This is a genomic window from Neobittarella massiliensis (ex Bilen et al. 2018), from assembly GCF_900289145.1.
In the GTDB taxonomy this organism is placed as follows: Bacteria; Bacillota; Clostridia; order Oscillospirales; family Ruminococcaceae; genus Neobittarella; species Neobittarella massiliensis.
Genome location: NZ_OKQO01000004.1, coordinates 13,492 through 38,543, shown reverse-complemented (window position 1 = coordinate 38,543; position 25,052 = coordinate 13,492). Strand labels below are relative to the sequence as shown.

22 protein-coding genes and 1 rRNA gene are annotated in these 25,052 nt (G+C 61.1%); 10 read left to right on the top strand and 13 right to left on the bottom strand.

The window, feature by feature from the left end; genetic code table 11:
* Positions 1–101: 101 nt before the first annotated feature.
* The 7 genes from fabG to C6Y32_RS06130 all read left to right on the top strand — a co-directional run bounded on the left by fabG (position 102) and on the right by C6Y32_RS06130 (position 6,843).
* Positions 102–863: a 3-oxoacyl-[acyl-carrier-protein] reductase gene (gene fabG / locus C6Y32_RS06160; protein ID WP_105204475.1), complete on the top strand. Its 762-nt coding sequence runs from the start codon at positions 102–104 to the stop codon at positions 861–863.
* A 663-nt stretch (positions 864–1,526) separates the two neighbouring features.
* Positions 1,527–2,762, top strand: a complete 1,236-nt coding sequence (gene fabF / locus C6Y32_RS06155; RefSeq protein ID WP_105204474.1) for a beta-ketoacyl-ACP synthase II — start codon at positions 1,527–1,529, stop codon at positions 2,760–2,762.
* Between the two features lie 37 nt (positions 2,763–2,799).
* Positions 2,800–3,246, top strand: coding sequence for an acetyl-CoA carboxylase biotin carboxyl carrier protein (locus C6Y32_RS06150; RefSeq protein WP_105204473.1), 447 nt, complete (start codon positions 2,800–2,802; stop codon positions 3,244–3,246).
* 89 nt (positions 3,247–3,335) lie between these two features.
* Positions 3,336–3,770: a 3-hydroxyacyl-ACP dehydratase FabZ gene (gene fabZ, locus C6Y32_RS06145; RefSeq protein ID WP_105204472.1), complete on the top strand. Its 435-nt coding sequence runs from the start codon at positions 3,336–3,338 to the stop codon at positions 3,768–3,770.
* A gap of 26 nt (positions 3,771–3,796) precedes the next feature.
* On the top strand, positions 3,797–5,176 hold the full coding sequence (accC, locus tag C6Y32_RS06140) for an acetyl-CoA carboxylase biotin carboxylase subunit (protein ID WP_105204471.1): 1,380 nt from the start codon (positions 3,797–3,799) through the stop codon (positions 5,174–5,176).
* Positions 5,173–6,024 (top strand): acetyl-CoA carboxylase, carboxyltransferase subunit beta, encoded by an 852-nt coding sequence (accD, locus tag C6Y32_RS06135; protein ID WP_243562584.1) that lies wholly within the window; start codon positions 5,173–5,175, stop codon positions 6,022–6,024. The genes accC and accD overlap by 4 nt, the downstream gene beginning before the upstream one ends.
* Positions 6,025–6,039: 15 nt before the next feature.
* Positions 6,040–6,843, top strand: a complete 804-nt coding sequence (locus C6Y32_RS06130) for an acetyl-CoA carboxylase carboxyltransferase subunit alpha (protein WP_105204470.1) — start codon at positions 6,040–6,042, stop codon at positions 6,841–6,843.
* A 412-nt stretch (positions 6,844–7,255) separates the two neighbouring features.
* On the opposite strand, the gene C6Y32_RS06125 is transcribed toward C6Y32_RS06130, so the two are convergent.
* The 8 genes from C6Y32_RS06125 to C6Y32_RS15510 all read right to left on the bottom strand — a co-directional run bounded on the left by C6Y32_RS06125 (position 7,256) and on the right by C6Y32_RS15510 (position 14,653).
* The gene (locus tag C6Y32_RS06125) at positions 7,256–7,987 is read right to left on the bottom strand and encodes a GntR family transcriptional regulator (RefSeq protein WP_164998157.1); all 732 of its coding nucleotides are present in this window, start codon (positions 7,985–7,987) and stop codon (positions 7,256–7,258) included.
* Positions 7,988–8,314: 327 nt separating this feature from the next.
* Positions 8,315–8,794 (bottom strand): CD225/dispanin family protein, encoded by a 480-nt coding sequence (locus C6Y32_RS06120; protein ID WP_105204468.1) that lies wholly within the window; start codon positions 8,792–8,794, stop codon positions 8,315–8,317.
* Positions 8,795–8,915: 121 nt separating this feature from the next.
* The gene (locus tag C6Y32_RS06115; protein ID WP_105204467.1) at positions 8,916–9,647 is read right to left on the bottom strand and encodes an amino acid ABC transporter ATP-binding protein; all 732 of its coding nucleotides are present in this window, start codon (positions 9,645–9,647) and stop codon (positions 8,916–8,918) included.
* Positions 9,640–10,320, bottom strand: a complete 681-nt coding sequence (locus C6Y32_RS06110) for an amino acid ABC transporter permease (protein WP_105204466.1) — start codon at positions 10,318–10,320, stop codon at positions 9,640–9,642. Before C6Y32_RS06110 ends, C6Y32_RS06115 begins: the two co-directional genes overlap by 8 nt.
* A gap of 109 nt (positions 10,321–10,429) precedes the next feature.
* Entirely contained in the window at positions 10,430–11,227 is a 798-nt protein-coding gene (locus C6Y32_RS06105; RefSeq protein ID WP_164998156.1) for a substrate-binding periplasmic protein, read from the bottom strand.
* Positions 11,228–11,299: 72 nt separating this feature from the next.
* Positions 11,300–12,193 carry an MBL fold metallo-hydrolase gene (locus tag C6Y32_RS06100; RefSeq protein ID WP_105204464.1) on the bottom strand — a complete coding sequence of 298 codons (894 nt, stop codon included), beginning with the start codon at positions 12,191–12,193 and terminating at the stop codon, positions 11,300–11,302.
* 190 nt (positions 12,194–12,383) lie between these two features.
* Positions 12,384–12,554 carry a hypothetical protein gene (locus C6Y32_RS15295; RefSeq protein ID WP_164998155.1) on the bottom strand — a complete coding sequence of 57 codons (171 nt, stop codon included), beginning with the start codon at positions 12,552–12,554 and terminating at the stop codon, positions 12,384–12,386.
* Positions 12,555–13,381: 827 nt separating this feature from the next.
* Entirely contained in the window at positions 13,382–14,653 is a 1,272-nt protein-coding gene (locus tag C6Y32_RS15510) for an HAD-IA family hydrolase (RefSeq protein ID WP_207204813.1), read from the bottom strand.
* Between the two features lie 371 nt (positions 14,654–15,024).
* On the opposite strand from C6Y32_RS15510, the gene C6Y32_RS06085 reads away from it, so the two are divergent.
* Positions 15,025–16,197: a MalY/PatB family protein gene (locus C6Y32_RS06085; protein WP_105204463.1), complete on the top strand. Its 1,173-nt coding sequence runs from the start codon at positions 15,025–15,027 to the stop codon at positions 16,195–16,197.
* A 132-nt stretch (positions 16,198–16,329) separates the two neighbouring features.
* Here the strand turns inward: C6Y32_RS06085 and C6Y32_RS06080 are convergent, their stop codons facing one another.
* The 5 genes from C6Y32_RS06080 to rrf all read right to left on the bottom strand — a co-directional run bounded on the left by C6Y32_RS06080 (position 16,330) and on the right by rrf (position 19,704).
* Positions 16,330–17,295 (bottom strand): DUF308 domain-containing protein, encoded by a 966-nt coding sequence (locus tag C6Y32_RS06080; RefSeq protein ID WP_105204462.1) that lies wholly within the window; start codon positions 17,293–17,295, stop codon positions 16,330–16,332.
* 42 nt (positions 17,296–17,337) lie between these two features.
* Positions 17,338–17,895 (bottom strand): hypothetical protein, encoded by a 558-nt coding sequence (locus C6Y32_RS06075; protein ID WP_105204461.1) that lies wholly within the window; start codon positions 17,893–17,895, stop codon positions 17,338–17,340.
* A gap of 347 nt (positions 17,896–18,242) precedes the next feature.
* Positions 18,243–18,842, bottom strand: coding sequence for a chromate transporter (locus C6Y32_RS06070; RefSeq protein ID WP_105204460.1), 600 nt, complete (start codon positions 18,840–18,842; stop codon positions 18,243–18,245).
* Positions 18,839–19,438 (bottom strand): chromate transporter, encoded by a 600-nt coding sequence (locus tag C6Y32_RS06065; protein WP_105204459.1) that lies wholly within the window; start codon positions 19,436–19,438, stop codon positions 18,839–18,841. Before C6Y32_RS06065 ends, C6Y32_RS06070 begins: the two co-directional genes overlap by 4 nt.
* Positions 19,439–19,587: 149 nt before the next feature.
* Positions 19,588–19,704: ribosomal RNA gene (gene rrf, locus C6Y32_RS06060) — 5S ribosomal RNA — on the bottom strand.
* Between the two features lie 310 nt (positions 19,705–20,014).
* Here rrf and malQ point away from each other — a divergent pair.
* The gene (malQ, locus tag C6Y32_RS06055; RefSeq protein ID WP_105204458.1) at positions 20,015–21,562 is read left to right on the top strand and encodes a 4-alpha-glucanotransferase; all 1,548 of its coding nucleotides are present in this window, start codon (positions 20,015–20,017) and stop codon (positions 21,560–21,562) included.
* A 168-nt stretch (positions 21,563–21,730) separates the two neighbouring features.
* Positions 21,731–23,455 (top strand): phospho-sugar mutase, encoded by a 1,725-nt coding sequence (locus C6Y32_RS06050; protein ID WP_105204457.1) that lies wholly within the window; start codon positions 21,731–21,733, stop codon positions 23,453–23,455.
* The last annotated feature ends 1,597 nt before the right edge of the window (positions 23,456–25,052 follow it).

Here is a 25,052-nt window from a genome sequence, read left to right as displayed (position 1 = left end):
GACCTGCTGCGGCCGGTCACCATGATATAGATATATTTTTGATACATCGCGGCTGCACCGGCCGTTGGCCGGCAGCCCCTACCCTACGGAGTGTGTAGAATATGGCAAACGAGAACAAAAAGCCACTGGCACTGGTCACCGGCGGTACCCGCGGTATCGGCGCGGCCATTGCCTTGAAACTGGCCCAGGACGGTTTTGACCTGGTCATCAACTGCTTAAATGACGACGAGCTGGCGCAGGAGATTTCGCAGCAGTCTATCGCCGCCTGCCAGGCGGCTGGTGCCGACGTGTACGCGTTGGCATGGGATGTGTCGGACTATGCCGCCTGTGAGGCGGCGGTGGAGAAGATCACCGCCGACCGGGGCAATGTAGATGTGCTGGTAAACAACGCCGGTATCACCAAAGACGGGCTGATGCTGCGTATGAAACCCGAACAGTTCCAGCAGGTGCTGAATGTCAACCTTAACAGCGCCTTTTATATGAGCAAGCTGTGTGCCAGAGGCATGACCCGCCAGCGCAGCGGCAAGATCATCAACATCTCGTCGGTAGCTGGGGTGTACGGCAACGCCGGACAGGCCAACTACGCTTCCTCTAAAGCCGGGCTCATCGGCCTGACCAAGACCATCTCGAAAGAGCTGGGCAGCCGCGGGATCACCGCCAACGCCGTGGCCCCCGGTTTTATTGACACTGCCATGACCCAGGCCCTGCCTGAAAAGGTAGTAGAGGCCGCCAAGCAGGGCATTTCGCTGCGGCGCTTTGGCACAGTAGAAGATATTGCAGGGGTGGTGGCTTTTCTGGCCTCCCCTGCTGCCGACTACATCACCGGACAGGTGCTGGTGGTGGACGGCGGGCTGGCCATGTAATCTTTTCGCACAACCGGTCAGATAAGACTTATTTCGTCTGGTCTGTCTCATATCCCCGCCAGGCAGTGCGAAAAGCGCAAGATATGCTCTCGGGGCCAAGCCCCTCCCGCCGCTTACGCGGCAACGCATTTCTTGCGGTCTCAGTGCTTTTAGAAGATGCTGTTCGCACGACCGGTCAGGTGAGACTTATTTCGTCTGGTCTGTCTCATATCCCCGCCAGGCAGTGCGAAAAGCGCAAGATATGCTCTCGGGGCCAAGCCCCTCCCGCCGCTTGCGCGGCAACGCATTTCTTGCGGTCTCGGTGCTTTTGGAAGATGCTGCTCGCACGACCGGTCAGATAAGACTTATTTTGTCTGGTCTGTCTCATATCCCCGCCAGGCAGTGCGAAAAGCGCAAGATATGCTCTCGGGGCCAAGCCCCTCCCGCCGCTTGCGCGGCGCGGCAGGCGCGCAGGGGATAGAATTTGATAGGACACACAATTATTAAAGGGCAGTGGCAGCGACGCCTTGCCGGCAACTGTCTTTATATGTTCCATACCCCCAACAGATAGATGGGCCGCCGCAGCTAAAGCGGCCCGCAAAAACGACGGTCTTTGTGCTCTGATCTTGCCGCACAGGTACGGCCGGGCAGAGCGGCACACCCTATATGCAGGAGGAAAAACATATGAACCGTGTAGTCATCACCGGTATGGGTGCCATTACACCTATCGGCAACACCGTGCGCGACTTTTTTGATGCGGCGGTGGCTGGCAAAAACGGCATTGGCCCCATTACTCGCTTTGATACCGACGGCTATAAGGCTACCTTGGCTGCCGAGGTAAAAGATTTTGACCCCACCCAGTTTATCGAGAAAAAAGAGGCCCGTAAAATGGACCGCTACTGCCAGCTGGCCATGGCCGCCGCCGCCGAGGCGATGGGGCAGGCCGGGTTGGACAGCGCCAATATCGACCCCTACCGCTTTGGGGTGATCGTGGGCAGCGGGATCGGCGGCATCGAGACCTTCCAAAACGAGTTTGAGAAGATCTTTACCAAGGGCCCCGGCCGGGTGTCGCCGTTTTTTATCCCCATGATGATCTCGAATATGGCGTCGGCTCAGATATCCATCAAGTACGGGCTGAAAGGCACCAGTTTTTGTCCGGTAACGGCCTGTGCCAGCGGCACCCACGCCATCGGCGAGGCGTTTCGCACCATTAAGCACGGTTACGCCGACGCGATGGTAGCCGGCGGCGCCGAGAGTTGCGCCGTGCCCATTGCGGTGGCCGGTTTCTCGAACATGCACGCTTTGAGCCAGTCGACCGATCCCGACGCCGCCTCGCTGCCGTTTGACAGCCGGCGGGCCGGTTTTGTAATGGGGGAAGGCGCGGGAATTTTGGTGCTGGAGAGCTTAGAGCACGCCACCGCCCGCGGCGCCACCATTTTGGGGGAGATCACCGGATACGGCAGCACCTCAGACAGCTATCACATCACCAGCCCCGACCCCACCGGCCAGGCGCCCAGCATGGCCATGAAATTGGCACTGCAGGAGGCGGGATTGGCCCCGGAGGAGCTGTGCTACATAAACGCCCACGGCACCGGCACCCCCATCAACGACAAGTATGAGACCAACGCCATCAAGCTGGCGCTGGGCGAGGAGGCGGCCAGAAAGGTACATATCTCCTCGACCAAGTCGATGACCGGGCACCTGCTGGGGGCCGCCGGCGGCATTGAGGCCATCGTCTGCGCTATGGCCGTGGCCGAGGACGTCATCCCCCCCACTATCAATTTAAAAGAGCCCGACCCCGCGTGCGACCTGGATTACGTGCCGGGCACGGCGCTGCACACGGCGGTGGAGACGGCCATGAGCAACTCGCTGGGCTTTGGCGGCCACAACGCCACCATCGTGGTGAGAAAATACCGCTGACTGCCGGCGGATACCAGGAGAGAAGAGGAACTGTAGTATGGATATTCGTATTGCCAAAGAGACAGCGCTGGAACTGCTTTCGCGCGCTAAGGCCGAGGGGGCCACAGCCCTCTCCTTTACTGCCGACGAGTTTTCTTTCTCGGTGGAGTTTGCCCCCAAACAGATCGCCGTGGCCGCCCCGGCAACAGCACCTGCCGCCCCGGTAGCCGCGGCCGAGGAGGCCCCGCCGCCGGCGGAGCAGGATGTGCCGGGCACACCGGTGCGCTCGCCCATCGTGGGCACCTATTACGCCGCCCCCGACCCGCAGAGCCCGCCGTTTGCCACCGTTGGCCAAGAGGTGAAAAAAGGCGACACGCTGTGCATCATCGAGGCCATGAAGATGCTCAACGAGATAACGGCCCCCTGCGACGGCAAGATCACCCGCATCTTCTGCCAAAACGGAGATCTGGTGGAGTACGATCAGGTGGTCATGGCCATCCAGTAGCGACCCGCCGCCTGACCCCTGAGTGAGCGCAGATCAGGCGCGGCGCAGAGACGACCGACACGGCATCTTTTTAAAGAGAGGTAACACAGATGAGCGATATACTGCTGGATCAAGAGCAGATCAAAAAGATCATCCCCCACCGGGACACCATGCTCTTAGTTGACGAGATCACCGAGCTAGAGCCCGGTGTACGCGCCAAGGGGCGGCTGCACGTCACCCCCGACAAGATCTTCTTTCAGGGGCATTTCCCCGGCAATCCGGTGATGCCCGGGGTGTTTATCATCGAGGCGTTGGCCCAGACCGGCGCGGTGGCCATTTTGTCGCTGCCGGAGTTCGAGGGCAAGACCGGCTATTTCGGCGGCATCGACGGCGCCCGCTTTAAGCAGAAGGTGCTGCCCGGCGACACACTGGACCTGGAAGTCGAGATCGTCAAGCGCCGGGGCCCCATCGGCATCGGCAAAGCCACAGCCTACGTCAACGGGAAACGGGCCGCCTACGGCGAGCTCACCTTTGCCATCGGCTGATCACATACCCAGGGAGGTCCCCACTTATGTTTGATAAAATTCTCATCGCCAACCGGGGCGAGATCGCAGTGCGCATCATTCGCGCATGCCGGGATATGGGCATCACCAGCGTGGCTGTGTACTCCACCGCCGACGCTGATGCGCTGCACACTACTCTGGCCGACGAGGCGGTATGTATTGGCGGGCCGGCCCCCAAAGACAGCTACCTGAACATCCAAAACATCATCGGCGCCGCCCAGGGCTCCGGCGCCCAGGCCATCCACCCCGGCTTTGGCTTTTTGTCGGAGAACCCCGACTTTGCCGCTGCCTGCGAGGCGTGTGGTCTTACCTTTATTGGCCCCAGCGCCCACACTATCGCCCTGCTGGGCGACAAGGTGGCCGCCCGCGACACCGCCAAAAAGGCCGGCGTACCGGTGACCCCCGGCAGCGACGGCGCGGTCTCTACAGCCAAAGAGGCGGCCGCCATCGCCGGTGAGATCGGCTACCCGGTAATGCTCAAGGCCGCCTCTGGCGGCGGCGGCAAAGGCATTCGCAAGGTGGATGACCCGGCCGACCTGGTGCACGAGTTTCAAAATGCCGCCGCCGAGGCGGGCATGTCGTTCGGCGACAGCCGCGTGTATGTAGAAAAATTCGTGGCGGACCCGCGCCACATCGAATTTCAGATACTGGCTGACGCTCATGGCGACACTATCCACCTGTTTGAGCGGGAGTGCTCCATCCAGCGGCGGCACCAGAAGTTGGTGGAGGAGGCCCCTTCCTCGCTGCTGAGTGCCTCGCTGCGGCAGGAGATGGGCGACGCCGCGGTGCGGGTGGCCAAGCAGGCCGGGTACCGGGGCGCCGGCACGGTGGAGTTTTTGGTGGACAGCGACTTAAATTACTACTTCTGCGAGATGAACGCCCGCATCCAGGTGGAGCACCCGGTGACCGAACTGGTGTGTGGGCTGGATCTGATCCGCGAGCAGATACGCATTGCCGCCGGTGAGCGGCTGCCGCTGCGCCAGGACCAGCTGCGGCCGCTGTGCCACGCCATCGAGTGCCGCATAAATGCCGAGGACCCCTACCGCAACTTTGCCCCCTGCCCCGGCCAGATCACCGGGCTCAACGTGCCCGGCGGCGCCGGGGTGCGGGTGGACTCGGCGGTGTACCAGGGATATCGCATCCCCCCCTACTACGACAGCATGCTGGCCAAGCTCATCTGCTATGGGGAGGACCGGGCCCAGGCGATCGCCCGCATGAAACGGGCGCTGTCGGAGTACCTGTTCGAGGGGGTCACCACCAACATCGACCTGGCCATGGCCATCATTCATGCGCCCCAGTTTGCCGCCGGCGATTTCGATACCAATTTTTTGGAGCGCAGTCAACTGCTGGCGCGCTTTAGCCAGCCCGATGGAGGTGATGCGCAGTGATTTTAGACATGTTTAAGAAAAACCGCAACATCGCCAAGGAGCTGGAGGGCGTGCCGGAGGTGGAGCAGCCCAAAGACGTTGTGGTGTGCAAGCGGTGCAAAAACGAGGTGCTGCGCGAAAATTACCAGCGCAACCTGTATGTGTGCCCGCTGTGTGGGCACCAGAGCCGCATGTCGGCGCCGCAGCGCATCGAGATGCTCTGCGACGAGGGCAGCTTTAAAGAACACGACCGGCGGCTGCGCACCCTCAACCCCCTAAAGTTTAAAGGCTATACCGACAAGATCGAGAACCTGCACCAACAGACCGGCTTGACCGAGGCGGTAGTGACCGGCAGCGCCAAGATCGGCGGTATGCCGGTGGCCATTGGGGTGATGGACACCCGCTTTTTGATGGCCTCGATGGGCAGCGTGGTAGGTGAAAAGCTGGCGCGGCTGTTTGAGTACGCCACCCGCAAAAAGCTGCCGGTAGTTTTGTTCACCGCCTCGGGCGGGGCGCGGATGCATGAGGGGATCTTTTCACTGATGCAGATGGCCAAAGTCAGCGCGGCGGCGGGCAAGCACAGCCAGGCGGGCCTGCTCTACATCACTGTGCTCACCGACCCCACCACCGGCGGGGTGACGGCCAGCTTTGCCATGCAGGGCGACATTATTTTGGCCGAGCCGCGGGCGGTGATCGGCTTTGCCGGGCGGCGGGTCATCGAGGGGACCATCGGCAGCAAGCTGCCGGCGGGTTTTCAGTCGGCAGAGTTTGCCCAGGACCACGGGTTCGTAGACAAGATCGTGCCCCGGGGGGAACTCAAAGAGACGCTGCAGCGTATTTTGGCGCTGCATGTGGGCCATCACAAGTAGGGGGGAGCGGAAATTATGTCTAAATCGGCATTTGAGCGCATGCAGCTCATCAAAAATATTGCCCGCCCCAACATCGACCAGTATGTATCGGCCCTGTTTGAGGACTTTATAGAACTGCACGGCGACCGGGCATACGGCGACGACCCGGCGGTACTGGGGGGCATTGGCACCATTGGCGGCAAGGCGGTGACGGTGATCGGCCACCGCAAAGGAAACTCTACCGAAGAGAACATCCGCTACAACTTTGGCATGCCCCACCCGGAGGGGTACCGCAAGTCGATACGGCTGATGCAGCAGGCGGAAAAATTTGGCCGCCCGGTGATCTTTTTTGTGGATACCCCCGGCGCCTATTGCGGTGTGGGGGCCGAGGAGCGCGGACAGGGGCACGCGATAGCCCAGAGCATTCAGCAGCTGATGTTTTTAAAGACGCCGGTGCTGACCATCATCACCGGAGAGGGGGGCAGCGGCGGCGCGCTGGCTATGGCGGTGGCCGACAAGATCTACATGCTGGAAAACGCCGTGTACTCGGTGATATCGCCCCGGGGGTTTGCCAGCATTTTGTGGAAGGACCCCAGCAAGGAAGAACAGGCCGCCGAGCTCTTAAAGATGACGGCGCCGGACCTGCTCTCGTTTGGGGTGATCGACGGCATCGTGCCCGAGCCCAAGGGGGGCGCCCACACCGACCCCGCCCGCACCTGTATCGAGCTGCGGCAGGTGATTGAAAAAGAGCTGGAGGATTTTAGCTTTTTGGGCACCAAGACACTGCTGGAAAACCGCTACCGCAAATTTCGCGGTATGGGCGTATTTGCCAGCAACTAAACAGAATTTGAGATATCTGCGCCAAACAGGCCGGCCCCGGTGGGGCCGGCCTGTTTTTTGTTGTGGTGTCAAATTTTTCGGCCGGTGGCGGAGAAAAGATCCGCGAGCAGTGGCACCAAGTGGCGGCAGGTATAAAAAAGAGCTACTGAGGAGCTGCATCTCCCCAGTAGCCGGGCGCGAGGTGCCGCCACGATGGCACCTGACCATATCTACGATACGCCGCCGGCGGCGGGCTGTCAAGGCCCTATGATACTGCCGCCCAGCAGAACTCGGCAATACCCGGCGGCTCCCCATATAGATACGGGGCGGACAGCGGGGCGCTAAGGGACCGGGAGAGGAGACAGGCGGACGGATCATATAAAAAGCTGTGCGGACACGCGATCCTACACAGCTGGGTGGCCGTTTGCGGCGGCTACTTTTCGGTTTTGGGGGCCTCGCTCAGGTGGGAGGCAAAACGGAACATATCGGCGCGGTAGATGGTCTTGGAGACCTCCAGCGGTTGGCCGGTATTGTCGGTGGTGAGACTGCGGCCCAGAAAAGCGGGGGTGCCGGCTTTTTGGCCCAGATACCCGGCCTCGTCGGGATTTAAGAAGGTGATCTCGAGCGTTTCCTCGGTGTGGACCGGGTAGATGTGCTTGATCTTGCGCAGGTAGCCGTAGGACAATACCGTGGTGGGGTCGTAGTGGAGCACATTGCCGAAACGGGGGTGGCTGCGATAGGTCTCGTTGAGCAGGGCGGGCACTTTGTCGGCGTAGCGTATGCGGTAGACGCGAATCGCCTTTTCGCCGTCTTGCAGCTGCAAAAACTTTTTGACATGGGCGGGCGGATCGACCACCTCGTAGGCCAGCACCTGGCTGGTGGACTCTTTTTTGTTCTGCTCGAAGATGCTGGAGATGCTGCGGACGTAGGAGAGATCCTGGGTGATCTTCTGGTTGTCGACGAAGGTACCTTTGCCCTGATGGCGCTTGGCGTACCCCTCGGTGACCAGATCGTTGAGCACGCGGCTGGCGGTGTTGCGGCTGACGCCGTACTCGCTCACCAGCTGGGCCTCGCTGGGCAATTTATCGCCCGTCACATAGAGACCCTGCTCGATCTGCTCCATGATGTCCTGCTTGATCTTGTTGTACAGAAAGCTCCGCTCCACACCACTGCCCCCCTTAGACATGCTACCTCAGTATTTGGTATCATTATAGCGCAATCCGGCGGTGGATATCTAGCGATATTCTCTCCATAAATTTTTATGTTTTTTTGTCATATTTGTTATTTCACCTGCGTATTTCGCTGCATTTTCATAATATTTATAAAATGATCTTAAAACAGCTTGTGACATTGGCACGGGGCAGGCGGGCGCCGCCTGTATGCCCGAACAGGCGACAAAAAAGCCCCCTGACCGTTTGCCGGCCAGGGGGACCTTTGTTGGGCGCTATCTATCCCTTTTAAAAGGGGCGATCTTATGTAGCTACCGGTGCGATCAGTAGTAGTAGCCGCCGCCGATGCTGACGCCTACCACGACCACAAAGACAAAGTAGATGATGACGGCCAGCAGGCCCAGCGCTGCGGCCAGGATGGAGAACAGCCGCGATTTTTTGGCTGCCTCCTGCGCGCCGGCGATGTTGCCCATGGCGACCATCTGGTCGATCTTGGTGGCAAAGACGATGGCCGGGATGCCCAGCGGCAGACAGCACAGCAGGGTGGTGAGGATGCCGAACACCAGGTAGATGGTGCCCTTGATGGGGGGCTGGCCACCCATGTAGGGCTGCTGGGGCTGCATGGGGGGCTGCTGGGGCGGGGTGCTCCACTGCGGCTGCTCGCCGCCGGGAGCGGGGGTCTGGTTGTAGATGGGGGGCTGCTGCTGAGACTGCTGGTCCTGGGCATCGAGCGGGACGCCGCAGGTGGTGCAGAAAGCTGCCCCGTCGGGCATGGTGGTGCCGCAATTTTTACAGGTAATCACAGTGGTCACTCCTCCTCTGATATGCGCCCGGCAGGCCGGGCCACAGACTGGTGCAGGCGCCGGGCGCCCGGTAAGTCCTTAATTTTAGTGTATCAGTTTTGTCGGGGAAATACTACTATTTTTACAGAACTTTACTCAAAAATTCGCGCAGGCGGGGGTGCTGAGGATTTTCAAAAATGTCTTTGGGGGTGCCCTGCTCGAGGATCTGGCCCTCGTCTAAAAACAGCACCTTGGTGGCCACTTCGCGGGCAAAGCCCATCTCGTGGGTGACCAGCACCATGGTCATGCCGCCCCGGGCCAGCTCTTTCATGACGTCGAGCACCTCGCCGACCATCTCGGGGTCGAGGGCGGAGGTGGGCTCGTCGAAGAGCATGATCTCGGGCTCCATGCAGAGGCTGCGGGCGATGGCCACCCGCTGCTTTTGGCCGCCGGAGAGCTGGGCGGGATAGGCGTCGGCCTTTTCGGCCAGGCCCACCCGGGCCAGCAGCTCGCGGGCGCGCTTTTCGGCCTCCTCTTTGGAGACGCCCAGCACCTGGATGGGGGCCAGAGTGAGGTTATCGAGCACGCTGCGGTGGGGAAAGAGATTGAAGTGCTGGAACACAAAGCCCATCTTGGCGCGCATCTGCTCGAGCTCTTTGGGGTTTTTGGCCTTGGTATCGACCTTTTTGCCGTCGATGTAGACCTCGCCCTCCTCGGGCTCCTCCAGGCCATTGATACAGCGCAGGAAGGTGGATTTGCCGGAGCCAGAGGGGCCGATAAGGCAGATGATCTCGCCTTTCTCGACTTCCAGACTGGCGTCGCTGACGGCCTTGAGCTGACCGAATTTTTTGGTGATATGGCGCAGACTAATCACTTTCTGCAAGCCTCCTCTCCAGGCGTTTTGAGAAGTGGGAGATGGTGAGCGTCATGGCCAGATAGACCACCGACGCCAGCAGTAGGGGGATGACGTAGTTGTAGAAGCGGGCACCCAGGACCTTGGCGCTCTGCAGCAGCTCGACCACGCCGATGGTGGACAGCAGCGAGGAATCTTTGATGAGGGTGATGAACTCGCTGACCAGCGGCGGCACGATGCGCTTGAAGGCCTGGGGCAGGATGATGTAGCGCATCATTTTGCCGTAGGAGAGGCCCAGCGACTTGCTGGCCTCCCACTGGCCGCGGTCGACGGCCTGGATGGCCGAGCGGATGAGCTCGGTGGAGTAGGCGCCGGAGTTGATGCTGATAGCGACGATACCGATGAGGTAGACGCTGGGGTTTATTGGGGTGCCGGTGATGGCCCGCATGATGGCCGGGACGCCCAAGTAGAAAAACAGGATCTGCAGCATCATAGGGGTGCCGCGGATGACCTCGACGTAGACGGTGGCGATGCCGCGCAGCAGCTTGCTCTTGGAGATCTTGGCGGCGGCGCCGAGCACGCCCAGGATGGTGCCGAACAGCAGCGAGGCGGTGGCGATGACCACCGACAGACCGGCCGCCTTGAGCATGAAGATCAGATTTTCGGCGGTGACGATCTTCTGAATCATTTCCATAAGACAGTTCCTCTCGTATATTTTCGGTGGCTGGCGAAGGGGCCTTACAGCAGAAAACAGGTGACGGGCCCTGCCCGCCGCCTGCCTGCTGTGTTTTTTGACTTTTGCTCTAGGCCTCGGTCAGGCCCCATTTCTGCTGCAGCTCGACATAGGCGTCGGAGGCCTTGAACTGCTTGACAGCTTCGTTTACTTCTTTGAGCAGCTCGTCGTTGCCCTTTTTGACGATGACCGAGTTCTCCTCTTTTACCAGGGGCTCTTCCATGATGACGAAACCGTTGGCCTCGGCGTTGTTTTTGGCCACCTGGCCGTCGCAGACCACCGCGTCGAGAGCGCCATTTTTGAGGGCCTCGAACATGACGGTGTAGTCGCCGGGGCTGGTGACTTCGGCGCCGGAGATGTTCTCTTTGGCGGCCTTTTCACCGGTGGTGCCGGTGCCGGCACCGATCTTTTTGCCCGACAGCTCGTCGAGGCTCTTGACGGTGGAGCCCTTGGGCAGCACCACCAGCTGCTCGGAGATCAGGTAGGGATCGGAGAACAGGCAGTCGCGCTCGGGGTCGTAGGTGAAGGCGGAGATGCCCACGTCGATCTGGCCGGACTGCAGGGCGGTGATGATGGACGAGAAGTCCATATTCTTAAAGGTGACTTTTACGTCTTTGCCCTCGGCGCCCATGTACTTGGCCAGCTCGTTGGCCATGTCGACATCGAAGCCCTCTACTTTGCCGTCGGTGCCCATGCTCTCGTAGGGGGGATAGTCGGCGGAGATGCCGACGACGATCTCGCCGGGGGTCATGATCTCTTTTTCGTAGGCTTTGCCGGTGAAGGTCTTGTCTTTGTCGCCGCAGCCGGCCAGCGACAGCAGGATGCCGCAGGCGGCCAGCATGGCGGCCAGTTTTTTCATGGTTTTCATAAGTGTACTCTCTCCTCTTTTTATATGGGTGCGGCACATGGCCGCTCAGTTTACCTGTTTTTCCGGGGGATCTTACACGGTGACGATGCAGAAGCCGTCGAAGGTGTATTTTTTGAGGCCCTCGGCGTCGATCTGGTAGTCGACCTCGCCGTTTTCGATCTGGGCAAAGGCCTTGGCCACCTGACCCAGCACGCTGCCGGGGCGCAGCGGCTCGTTGTGGGAGCAGATGAGGGTATAGTCGCTGTACTGGGCCGCCAGCCGCTCCATGGTCTGGCGGTAGGTGCTCTGTACCGACTTGAGCCCGTCGTGGGAGTCGAGGTGGGCGTAGAGGGTGGCGGGATAGAAGGTGTCGCCGGTGAAGAGCAGCTTGTTTTGCTCGTCGACGAGCATGAGGCTGTCGGGCGAGTGGCCGGGGGTGGACAGCACGGTGAGCGTTCTGCCGCCCAGGTCGAACACATGGCCCTCTTTGATGGTGGTGAAGTTACAGGGCTCGATGTGGTAGGTATCGGGATCGAACTCTTTGGGGTAGGGGTACCAGGTGGAGTCGTCTTTTAAATTGTCGGCGACCTCCTCGTGGGTGAGCCCCTCTTTCATTCTTCGCACAGCACCGGGGTGGTCGAGCACGTGGACCAGCTCGAACAGGTGGTTGCAACCGATATGGTCGAAATGGGTGTGGGTGTTGACGACTACCAGCGGCAGGTCGGTCAGCGCGTCGACGACATTTTTGATGTTGCCGATGCCCATGCCGGTATCGAGCAACATGGCTTTTTCGCCGCCCAGAATGAGATAGGAGATCACTTCCTGGAAGTGGCCCTGCTCATAGATGGCGAAGATGTCGTGGTCGAGCTTATAGACATCGAACCATGCCTCGGGCTGGTCTACCTTGGTGAGAGTGCTGTACTGCGGCCGGGGCAGCGCTTTGTACCAGGCCTTGGGCTGTACAGCGTCGGCGATCATTTCAGACATCTGTGCTCCTCCTTAATCGGTGCTGTGCGCCTTTTGTAAGGCGCATGTATAATTATACGCACAGAAACGGCAAATGTCTACCCTATTTTTCAAAAATGTTGCAACAACTCGGGATTATTTTTGTTTCAAATCTGTACACAATGCCCATTTTATACATTTACGCCAGAAAATATGCATATTCATGCAGCATTTACGGCTGCTGGATGCGGTAGGAGAGCATTTCGTAGACCAGTGCGTCGCCCACGTCGACGCCCGGCGGCAACAGGGCCATAGCCACGGTGTTCTCGATGCCGTTTTGGTCTAGCAGGATGGCGTAGTCGCCGCGGATATCCTGCACGGTGTAGTAGATGGGTTCGAACATTGGTATCCTCCTCTCCCCCGCCCGGACGGCGGGAGACGATCTATTTGGTCCAATTCTGCGCAATTCCGGCCGGTGCTGACTGATGCCGGCTGATGCCGGTCAGGTTGCCGCGAGGCGGCACAAAGCGCGGGGCCGGTGAGCTGACGGACTGTTTACTGTATGCCGTCTACAGTGAACTGTGGACTGTGGACTGTTCACTGTGGACTGGCGGCCGGATGGCTGGTGGAGCGGGCTGAGGGGACCGACCGGTAAATGGGTAAATAAGTTGGCGCTCCACCGGGCGGGGGCGCAGGTGGGCAGGTGGGCAGGCGGACGGGTAAACGGTGTTTTTGCGGGCGACAGCGGCGGTGGCGGCGGGCAGGGACCGACAAAAAGCGCATAGGTATGCGGTTTTATAGAGAAAGCACTGCGCGGTGAAGTGCTGCTGACGGCTGTTCAAATTGTTACGAAATTGTAAACTCGGCCTTTTTTATGCTGTTTTAGCCCTTTTGGCCGCTGGGATGGGGGCCCGCGGCCCGAATGCGAGGCTCTTTTTTAGGGCCGGAGCGGGCGAGCACCGCCGGCAGCGCAAACAGAGGCGGACTACAGCGCGACCACCCCCGACCGACCGGCCGCGGCGGAGCGCCGGAGCAAGAGCCGGCAGTGGGTGGGGGCCGGGGAGCTCACCGCCCCTACCCCCTACACATTATAGCGCGTTTTTACGCCTGTATGGGGCTTGTGCGGGGCCTTTAAAACGCCCGGTGATGGGCCGACGCCGCCGGCAGCAGGGCTGCGGGGCGCGGGCGGCAAAACTTTTTTGCGGGCGGCAGCACCGGGTGCGATACGATCTAGAGCGCATACTGGAGCTGGCAGTCGAAGGGTTCGGGACCGGTGTGGCACGCCAGCTCCTCGGTGGCGGGGACACAGCCCATGGCCCGGTAAAAGGCCTGGGTCTCGACGGCGGAGTGGGCGGAGATATACAGCGCCTCGGCACCTCTTGTTCGGGCAAAGGCGGCGGCCTGGGCGAAGAGCTGACGGCCGATGCCGCGGCCGCGCCGGTCCTGCGAGACGTGCAGGCTGGTGAGGTCGCTGAACTGGCTGCGGTTGCCGGTGAGCGGGCCCTCGACCGAGCAAAAGCCGGCCAGCCGGCCGCCGATGAAGGCGCCGTACACCGCCCCGCCGCCGGACAAGGTGCCCTGCAGGCACTGCACCAGATAGCCGTAGTCTGACGGGGACCACTGGTCGATAAAGGGGCAGCGGCGCACCGCCCAGTGCCCCGCCTCGCGGCGCCAGCAGTCGGTGACCAGCTGGCGGCGGGAAAAGCCGGCAAACAGGCCCGGGCGCAGCATGGCTGCGGTGAGCGGGCGGATACAGGGCGGCAGTTCGCCGCGGGGGGCGCTGCCGCGGATGGCGGCCAGCAGCTGAAAGTAGTCGCCGAACTGCCAGTCGGCCAGCGCGACGATCTGCTCTGCCTCGTGCTGGGCGTAGCGGTCGGCGATGGCGGCGACCTGCAGGCCGGCGGCTTTGGCGGCCTGCACGCCGATGAGCGAGTCCTCCAGCACCAGGCAGTCGGCGGGAGCGAGGCCCAGACCGGCCACCGCCTTTTGATAGATCTGGGGATGGGGCTTGAGCTGGGCGGCGTCTTCGCGGGTGTAGATGACCGCGAAGGTGCTGTCGAGCGGGGCTTTGGCCAGCAGGTTTTTATTTTTGGTGCGGTAGATATCCATATTGGTCTTTTTGGTGGTGGTGGCGATGGCCAGCAGCAGGCCCCGCTGCCGCAGCTGGGCCAAAAAGAGCGGGACGCCGGGCTTGTAGTCTACCTGCGAGACCAGAAAGTCGCCGGCGATCTGGTAGCGCAGATCGTGTATCTGCCGGGCGCTGAGCGGGCTGTGACACAGCGCGCCCAACTGCCAGCAGTAGTCGAGATAGGGCTGGGGGCGGTGGCTGTAGCGGCGCAGCAGATCGTCGCGCTGCCGCAGCACCGCCTGCTCGGACAGCTGGGGGCCGCCCAGCTGCCGGATCAGCGCCGCGTCGACCTGGTTCCAGATGCCGACGGAGTCGATGAGCGTGCCGTCCATATCGAAGATGACGGCTTTTTTACCTTGTAGCAGATCGGCCATAAAGGACTCCTTTGCTGGATAGAGCGGTGTACGGGCGGGCACCAGCCAGTATACCACGGCGCCGGCGGGCCGCACAAGCGCGGCGGGGAGCGGTGGGCGGGGCCGTAGCCTGGTCTGGTGCTGACTTGGGGGGTGGTTTGGGGGCGGCTCGAGGCGGGCTTGGGGCGGATTTGGGGCGGGCTTACAGGGGCATATGCCGCGCTGGGGCCGGACCGGGCGGGGCAATGTTGGGGCCGGATCGGGGCTTGGCTGAGTTGGGCTGAGTCGGGCTGAGTCGAGGGCGTGCTGGCCGTACTGGGGCGCGTTTACAAACCGCCGGCGCTGTGCTATAGTAAAGCGGTAAACACCACTTATATAGAGGAGGAGATACTGTGTTTGACTTTTCACGGCCCATCGACCGGCGCGGCACCGGCTCGCTGAAGTGGAACCAGCCGGACCCGGCGGTGCTGTGCATGGGCACGGCAGACCTGGACTTTGCCTCGGCCCCGGCCATTAGACAGGCGCTGCTGGACCTTGCCGACAGCGGCATGTACGGCTACTACGCCAAGCCAGAGGCCTATTACCGGGCGGTGACCGGCTGGTATGACCGCCGCTTTGGCTGCCATATAGAGCCCCAGTGGGTGCTCAACGCGCCGGGGGTATGGGTGGCCGCACGCATGTGTATCGACACCTACTCGCAGCCGGGAGACTGCGTTTTGGTGCAGGCACCGCACTTTTCGCCGATCGCCCGCATCATCGACTGCGCCGGGCGCCGGATGGTGACCAACCCCATGGTGTTAAAAGACGGGCACTACACCATCGACTTTGCCAACTTTGAGGAGAAGTTGCGGCAGTACCGGCCCAAGATCTATTTTATGGTGAACCCCCACAACCCCACCGGGCGGGCGTTTACGGCCGGGGAGCTGCAGCGGCTGGTGGAGCTGTGCGACGCCTACGGGGCGGTGCTGGTGGCCGACGAGGTGCACTCGAACGTGCTGTTTGACGGACACGCCCACCACCCGATACTGGGCCTTGGCCAGCGGGCGCAGAAAATCGCGGTGCTGATCACCAGCGCCAGCAAGGCCTATAACATCATGGGGCTGACCTACGCCACGGTGCTGATCGCCGATGAGGGGCTGCGGGAGCAGTTTGCCGCGGCCATGGGCGGTTACTCGATGGATTTTGCCACCAACATTTTTAGTGTGGCGGCGATGACGGCGGCCTACAGCCCCGCATGCGACCAGTGGCTGGACGAGCTGGGCGCCTATTTGGCGGGCAACCTGGACTTTTTGTGCCAGTACATAGCGGCGCACATACCGGCGCTGCAGGTGATACGGCCGGAGAGCAGCTACCTGGTGTGGATCGACTGCCGCCAGCTGGGGCTGCCGCCAGAAGAGCTGCGGGCACTGTTTTTAGAGAGGGCCAAGGTGGGCCTTACCTGGGGCGAGGATTACGGCCCGGAAGGGGTGGGCTTTGAGCGCATCAATATCGGCTGTGCCCGGGCCACCTTAGAGGAGGCGCTGGCGCGCATAGAGCGGGCGGTAAAGGCCCTGGGGGCACAGTAGGCCCCAGGGCAGGCGCCGGCCGACGCCCGGCGGCCGATGGGACGGCCGCCCAAAGACAGAGCGCCCGCCCAGGAGAACGATCTCTGTTCTCCTGGGCGGGCGCTCTGTTTTGCCGGTGGGGGATCGAGGCGGTCAGTCCTCGTAGTCGGTGTAGTCGTCGGCCACGTTGTGGACCTTGAGAGCCAGCTGATCGGCCCCCATCTTGATCTGCAGGTCGCCGGCCAGCTCCAGCTCGAAGCCGGAAGTCTCATCGCTGTTATTATAGGAGTAGAAGTCGACCGAGAAGAGCGGCAAGCCGGTCTTTTGGAAGCGGTCGAGGATACCGCGGCAGGCGGCGGCGAACTCCTGCGCGTTGGCGTAGCCGCTGCGCAGAGTGACGTTCACGTGGATGTTGGTGCTGTCTTTGAGCTCGTCGAGGGTGGGCACTTTGCCGTCTTTGAGCCGGTAGAGATTGGTGTAGACATCCACGTCCCAGACATCGCTGGCGTCGGCCACCTGGTTATACAGCTGGTTGTAGACGTCTTTTTCCAGCTGCTGCTGGGCCTCGTACCGGGCGGGGCCGTACTCGTCCCAGAGCGTGCCGGCGACACTGCCGCCCACGCTGCCCAGCACCAGCAGCAGAGAAAAGAGGATGCTGAGACCGTCGTAGCGGAATTTTTCTTTTTTGTAGACAAAGCTGTAGACGATGATCTCGGCCCCCAGCAGGATGAGCACGGCGGGGGAGAATTTTAAGAAGGTGCCCATGGTGAACTTGGGATCGACGATGCTCAGGATAGCGGCGACGCCGATGGCCACCAGCGCCACCCCCAGCGTTAGGGTGCCGACGCGGCGGGTGGGCTGTTTGGCCGGGACCCGCACGGCGGCGGGCTGCCGGTAGGCCCCGGCAGGCGGGGCTGACGGGCCGGCAGTACCGGGCCGGGGGCCGGACTGGGGAGCGGATTGAGGGCCGGGTTGGGGGCCGCCGGCAGGGGCGGCACCCTGACCGGGGGCGCCGGTGGGCTGTTCGCTCTGCGTGGGTTGGGTGGACTGGGTGGGCTGGGTGGGCTGAGTGGGTCGATCGGGTCGCTGCTGGAAGTTTTCGTTATTGGGCTGATCCATAAGTAAATGCCTCCTCTTTTCATGTTTTGCTGGTTGTTGCCGCTACTGCCCGCATTGGGGGCCGCCGGGGGCGGACTGGTCTTTACCCGCTTTTTGGCGGGTGCTGCGCACCAGGTAGACGCCTAGCGCGATGAGACCGAGGCTGAAGAGCACGGCGGGTATGTTGCAGAGCAGATCGTACAGCCAGGGAATGAGGTCGTAGAGATCCCACAGGAAGGGGCGCAGGAAGTTGTAGAACACGGCGTACACCCCCAACACCACCAGGCCCCAGCCGGCGATCAGGCGGGCCTTGTGGGCGTTTTGCGGCTGCTGGCTGTGACCGATGAGATCCTCGAACAAGAACTTATCCTGGGTCTTCCAGTAGGAGAGCTGTTGCAGGGTGAGGTTGGATTTGTTCACCGCGTCGAACAGGCTGTAAAACCAGATGACCGGGATGCCCAGCCACAGCAGGTGCAGGCCGGGTATGCTGCAAAGAAAGCAGTCGGCGAAAAACAGCGCCATGAGCGAGGCACCTTTTTTAGAGAGCCCCAGGTACATGTGCCCGGCGCCGGGGACGATGGAGAACAGGCCGGCGAGAAAACCAGATTTTTTTTGATACATGATATATGCTCCTCTCAGCGCCGCACCGGTCACCGCCGGGCGGTTACTTCTTTTGTTCTGTATTCAGTATAGGCGGCGAACATTTCGTTTTCCCGCGCAAAATTCTGAAGAAATGTTTACGACTTGCCGCAAAAAATACAAAACGCGGCCGCCTTGAGCTGAGAGGGGCGCAGACGAGGCCTAAATGGGGGCGTTGGGTGAGGGGGGCAAAAGGCGGGCGGGGGGCAGGTCTGAGGCAGCTCTGAAGTGGGCCTGAAGTGGACCAGGAACGGACCAGGAGCGGGGCAGAAAGAGTGGGGCGCGTGCTCGGATACCGAATACACGCGCCCCACACGGCAAAATGCCGATCAGGTGATGGGCAGGAACATGGGCAGCACGCCGAAGAGCAGGCAGCCCAGCGCCCCCGAGAGCAGCACCACCACGATGGGGTGCAGCTTTTTTAAGCGGGTGATGACGAACATGACGATGAAGATGAGCACCGCCCGCCAGTTGAGAAAGTCGGTGAAAAAGCCCTCGAGACCGGTGAACACCGCATCGAGGTGCAAGAGCGCGGTTTTGCCTACCGAGAACACGGCGGCGGCGATGAGACCCACCACTGCCGGGCGCAGGCCGGCCAGACCGGCGCGGACACGGGGGTCGTTTTGCACCGTCATAAAGCACTTGGCGACGATGAGGATGATGATGAACGAGGGCAGGATGACCCCCAGCGTGGCGCAGATGCCGCCGATGGGACCGGCGCACTCGGTGCCGACGAAGGTGGCGATGTTGACCGCGAAGGGGCCGGGGGTGGACTCGGACACGGCGATGAAGTCGACCACGCCGGACAGCGGCATCCAGCCGCGGGCGGTGACCTCCTGCGTGATCATGGGGATCATGGCATAGCCGCCGCCGAAGGTGAACAGGCCGATCTTAAAAAAGGTGAAAAACAGCTCTAAGAGGATGCTCATTCCTGCACCTCCCCGCTTTTGATGGCCCGCAGCCTGAATACCAGGCCGCAGATGGCCGCGCCGATGAGGATGAGGATGGTGCTTATCTCGGTGAAGGCGGCCAGCGCGAAGGCGGCTAAAATGAGGATGATATTAAAGGCGTTTTTCTTGAGATTTTTGGAGAGCTTGACCACCGCGTTGAGGATGAGCAGCACCACCCCGGCGCGGATGCCCATAAAGGCGTACTGCACCCAGGTGAGGGCGCGGAACTGGGCGTAGAACACGGCGATGAGCGAGATGATGAAAAAGGAGGGCAGCGCCACGCCGATGGTGGCCAGCGCGGCGCCGAGGAACCCGCCGACTTTGTAGCCCACGAAGGTGGCCGAGTTGACCGCCAGCACACCGGGCGTGCTCTCGGCGATGGCGATCATGTCGAGCATCTCGTCGTCGTTTATCCACTGGTGGTTCTCGACCACGTCGCGCTGGATGAGCGGGATCATGGCGTAGCCGCCGCCAAAGGTGAACAGGCCGATGCGAAAGAAGGTGGAAAACAGCGTCCACAGTATGCCGGGGGCGCGCTGTGCGGGCTGCGCGGGTTTCGCGGGGGGCTTTTTCATGAGATCCTCTCCTTTTTTGGGTTTGACTTCCTCTTTTTTACCGAAACAGCGGGTGCCGCGGACACCGTGCGGCCGGGTGCGGCCGGCGGCGGTGGGGGCGCGGGTACAGACATGAAAATAGCCCGCTTAGAAAGCGGGCTATCGGTGCGTGCTGGCATCTACCTATTTTCCCAGGCAGCTTCCCGCCAAGTATTTTCGGCACGACATAGCTTAACTTCTGTGTTCGGGATGGGAACAGGTGGGGCCTATGCGTTATCAACACCAGCAGTGCGGGGACTTTGTTACCCTGCACATACAAATATAGTATAGCGGCCGGCAGGGCTGTTGTCAATACTTTTTTTTGAAAGGTAACGCGGGCGGACAGCGCTGGGGCCTAACTTGGGTCTGCTTGAGCTTGCTTGGGAGGCGGACAAAAAATGCGCCCGACTTATTGACTTACGCGGTGGAAACCCGTACAATATTCTATACAAATATAAGAATTTTAGCCAGCTATTTTTAGTGCATACAGTACAATTACACCATTGGATTTTATGCGTTTTTATGAAGTTGGCCACGGATTGGAGCTGACATCACCGTATGGAACGCGCGAGCGGCATTTTGTGCCACATCACCTCGCTGCCGGCCCCGCAGGGCATCGGCACGCTGGGGCGCACCGCCTACCGATTTATAGATTTTTTGCACGGCGCCGGGCAGCGCTACTGGCAGATGCTGCCCATCGGCCCCACCACCTACGGGGACTCGCCCTACCAGTCGCCCAGCGCCTTTGCCGGCAACCCCAATTTTATCGACCTGGATATGTTGGCCGACGAGGGACTTTTGGATATTGAGGACTACGCCGACTTTGATTGGGGGGACGACCCCCAGCGGGTGGACTACCAGCAGATCTACCGGCACCGACAGGCGGTGCTGCAGCTGGCTTGGCAGCGGGGGCGCGACCGGGACCGCCGGCAGGTGGATGCTTTTTTGCAGGAGCAGGCCTTTTGGCTGCCGGACTACGCGCTGTTCGTGGCGCTGAAGCGCCACTTTGACCAGCAGCCGTGGTACACCTGGCCGGAGGATATCCGCAGCCGGCAGCCACAGGCGCTGGAGCACTACCGGCAGCTGTTGCGGGAGCAGGTGGACTGCGCGGTGTACATCCAGTACCTGTTTTTTAAGCAGTTTGTCCGCCTGAAGCGGTATGCGGGGAAAAAAGGGGTGCTGCTGTTTGGCGACACGCCGCTTTACGTGGCGCTGGACTCGGCCGACGTGTGGGCCCAGAGCCGGCTGTTTTGCCTGGACGAGCAGCTGCGGCCCACGGCGGTGGCCGGGGTGCCGCCGGACTACTTCTCGGCCACCGGACAGCTGTGGGGCAACCCGCTGTACCGGTGGGAACAGATGGCCGCCGAACAGTACAGCTGGTGGATCGAGCGGCTGCGGGTGGCGTTTTCGCTGTTTGACCTGCTGCGCATCGACCACTTCCGCGGCTTTGCCGGGTACTGGTCGATCCCCTACGGGGACCGGACCGCTGCCGGCGGGCACTGGGAGAAAGGGCCGGGACTCAACTTCTTTCGGGCGGTGGTCACCGAGCTGGGACGGGTGTCGATCGTGGCCGAGGACCTGGGGGTGCTCACCGACGATGTGCTGCAGCTGCTGGAGGAGACCGGCTTTCCCGGTATGAAGGTGCTGGAATTTGCCTTTGGCGGCGGGCCGGACAACCTGTACCTGCCCCACAACCACACCCCCGGCAGCGTGGTGTACCTGGGCACCCACGACAACGACACTCTGGCCGGGTGGATCGCCACTGCGCCGCGCAAGACGCTGCAGCACGCACAGGCATACCTGGGCGCCGCCCAGCCCCGCCTGCTGGCTGACAGCATGCTGCGGGCAGCTTGGCAGAGCGTGTGCGATCTGGCCATCGTGCAGGTGCAGGACCTGTTGGGGTTGGGCAGCGAGGCGCGGATGAACACGCCCTCGACGGCCAGCGGCAACTGGACCTGGCGGCTGCGGGAGGGGCAACTGACCCCGGCGCTGCAGGAGCAGCTGCGGCAGATGACCGAGCTGTACGGGCGGATCGTGGCCGAAAAGGAGCAGTCTGCCGGCGAGGGGGGCCATAATCGGCCAAATTTTGAGCGGGCGGACAGGTAAGCTTTTAAACGTGTAGAAAAGGCGGCGCTGCCGCTTTGATAGCCGGACCGACCGCACCCGACTGCGGGCGCGGGACAGGACCGGCCCGATAGACCGAGACCACACGGGCAGGCGCCCGCGAGACCGGCGGCTTAAAAGCCGATGGAAGAGAGCATGGAGGGAATAGATATGCGCTACACCGACGTTTATAAACAGTGGAAGACCGCGCTGGCGGGCACCGAGTACCAGCCGGAGATCGACGCGCTGGAGGCCGACGAGGCCCTGTGCGAGGACAGTTTTTACCAGTACCTGGAGTTTGGCACCGCCGGTATGCGCGGGACCATCGGCCTGGGGACCAACCGCATGAACGTGTTTACGGTGCGGCGCTCGACCCAGGGGCTGGCCGACTATGTAAACAAGATCGGCAAGCAGGAGCAGGGCGTGGCCATCGCCTATGACTCGCGCCTTTACAGTGACAAATTTGCCCTGGAGACGGCGCTGGTACTGTGCCAAAACGGGGTAAAGGCCTATTTGTACGACTGCCTGCACAGCGTGCCGCAGCTCTCGTACGCGGTGCTGAAGCTGGGCTGTGCCGCCGGCGTGGTGATCACTGCCAGCCACAACCCGCCCCAGTATAACGGCTATAAGGTGTACGGCGAGGACGGCGGCCAGCTGGCCGTGGAGGACGCCGCCACTGTGACCAGCTTTATCGACGCCATCGACGACCCGTTCGCCGTTGTGGGCATGGACGAAAAGGAGGCGCTGGAAAAGGGGCTGCTGGTGTATATCGGCAAGGAGATCGACGAGCAGTACTACGCCGATGTGCTGAGTTTGTGCTACAACCCGGCGGTCATCGAGCAGGAGCGGGATTCGCTGAAGGTGGTGTACTCGCCGCTGCACGGCTCGGGCAATATTCCGGTGCGCACCGTGCTGGAGCGGCTGGGTATCAAAAACCTGAGCGTGGTGAAGGAGCAGGAGCTGCCGGACCCCAAATTCCCCACCGTCTCGGCCCCCAACCCGGAGGACCCCAACGCCTTTTCGCTGGCCACCAAGCTGGCTGACGAGGTGGGCGCCAACATGATGTTTGCCACCGACCCCGACTGCGACCGTCTGGGTGTGGCGGTGCGGCAGGGAGACGGCAGCTTTAAGGTGCTCACCGGCAACCAGACCGGCGTGCTGCTGATGGATTACATTTTGTCGCAGACGGCGGCAAAGGGCTTTAAAGGCGACGAGTTCGTGGTGCGCTCTATCGTATCGACCGAGATGGCCGACGTGGTGGCAGCCAGCTACGGGGTGGAGATGCGCAGCGTGCTGACCGGCTTTAAGTTTATCGCCGAGCAGATCAAGCTGGCCGAGCAGACCGGCAAGGGGACCTTCTTATTTGGATTTGAGGAGAGCTACGGCTGCCTGAGCGGCACCTTTGTGCGGGACAAAGACGCCTGCATCGCCTCGATGCTGGTGGTGGAGATGGCCTGCTACTACAAATCTAAGGGTATGACCCTGTATGACGCCATGCAGGAGATGTACAAAAAACACGGCACCTACAATGAGACGGTACTGTCAAAGACGCTGAGCGGCATTGAGGGCATCGCCAAGATCACCGGCGCGGTGCAGACACTGCGCGACCAGCCGCCCAAGGAGATCGGCGGGATGCCGGTGAAGGCGCTGGCCGACTACCAGCTGCAAAAGGCGGTAGACCTGCAGAGCGGCGCCGAGACGGCACTGACTCTGCCCAAATCGAACGTGCTGGCCTACACGCTGGACGACGCCAGCTTTATTCTGCGCCCCTCGGGCACCGAGCCCAAGCTGAAAGCCTATGTGTCGGCCCACGGGGCGACTGCCGAGGCGGCCAAAGCCAAGTTTGACGCGGTGGTGGCGGCAGTGACCCAGCTGATGGATGAGCTGACCAAGTAGTTTTTGTAAAGATACCTGATCCTATAAAAAGCAGTGCCGGCCGGCACTGCTTTTTTTGCTGGAGAAAGATAGGTATTTTTTTTTGGGGGGGGGAATTATGCGAGGACTTGCGGCACCGGGCATCCAGTCATGTGTTGTGGGATGTGGTGCGGCATGGGTGCAACAGTTTGGATAAATGTGGGGTACGGGGTCATATTCTGCCGGGCGAGGATGAGATGGGCTGTGGGCTGCACGGTGCTGCGTGCTTGGGGGGCTGTACACTGTGTACTGTTTACTGTATGCTGTGTACTGTGCGCCGTGTACGGCTTTACTGCCGTTGGGCGGAGTTTACTTAGGGGCAGCTGTGGGTATTTTTACGTTTATAGGGGGTTGGGGGGCGGCTGAAAGTGATTGTACATACGTCTTACACTGCGAGCAGGGAGAGAAACGTCACCCTGTACACAACTGCGGTAAAAGGCAGCGCAGAAAAAGTTGACGGCAGAGCCAAAGGCAGCGCACATGGCGGACAACAGGCAGTTTGGCAGAGAATTTTGGTGGGCGGCGCTGATGTAGGAAGTGGGAGAGGTGTATGCGGATGGGGATGGGGTTTTTATAGAGCGGTGTTGAGCTGGTGGAGCCAGTTTTGGGGAGGCGGCCATAATTCGGTACCGGTGGTAAATGATACGCAAGACGATTTTATAACTTTGGCGGTGGGCCTTACCCAGGCAGCCACAGATGTGCAGGAGAGCCGGTTTAAAATGATCTTATGGCTGTTTTGACAAGCAGAGCAGTGTGGCAAAAGCCGGATGCTGGGGCGTGCCGTGTTGAAATACCGGCGAAGAGCGACGCCGCAGCGCTAAGCATGGGCATGTATGCACGTTTATAGAGTATGACCAGAGACGCGCACAAGATACTGTCATCGTGTCATCGTGTCATCGTGTAACCGTGTAACCGTGCAGCAGAGTCGCTCTGGTTGGTGATGAGATCCACCATCTCCTGCCGGGAGTACTGGCCCGAAAAACACATGTCGATGACCGGCACCAGCGGCAGCGCCCGCTGCGCTCGGGGGTGAAGGGGCTCTCCCCCATCGTGGCGTCATTAATGTCGATGACCCGCCCATAATGGTGGGTACCGACGGTGATGCCGCCGCCCATGTGGGCCACGATGAGCCGGCTGTTTTGATAGCTCTTGCCCAGCTCTGTACAGGCCCGGCGGGCCATGGCTTTGAGTGCGGCGGGGATGGCGGCAGATCTTTTGCTGGGCAGCCACGGGAAAGATGGGCGGAGGCGAGACTTTTTGCGAGGTGGGCAGCAGAAACCGCACAGACTGCATAGGCCGCATAGACAATATAGGCGATGGAAATTTTGCAGGGGCGCTATGGCCGTATTGCTGTATTGCCATATTGCTTTATGTGGAAATATGGCGCTTTATGGGAATAAGGCTGTGGTGTTGAAGCGGGGCCCCGAGAGGTCTTGGTTACAGTTGGCCGTAGTTGTCCGTAGAGAGTTACTCTGGTTTGGGCTGGCAGCGGCGGGCGGTAGTGTATAGCGGTGGGCAGCAGTGGGCAGCAGTGGGCAGTTTGCCGGCTTGACGATCCATATCGTGCACAGAGGGCCGG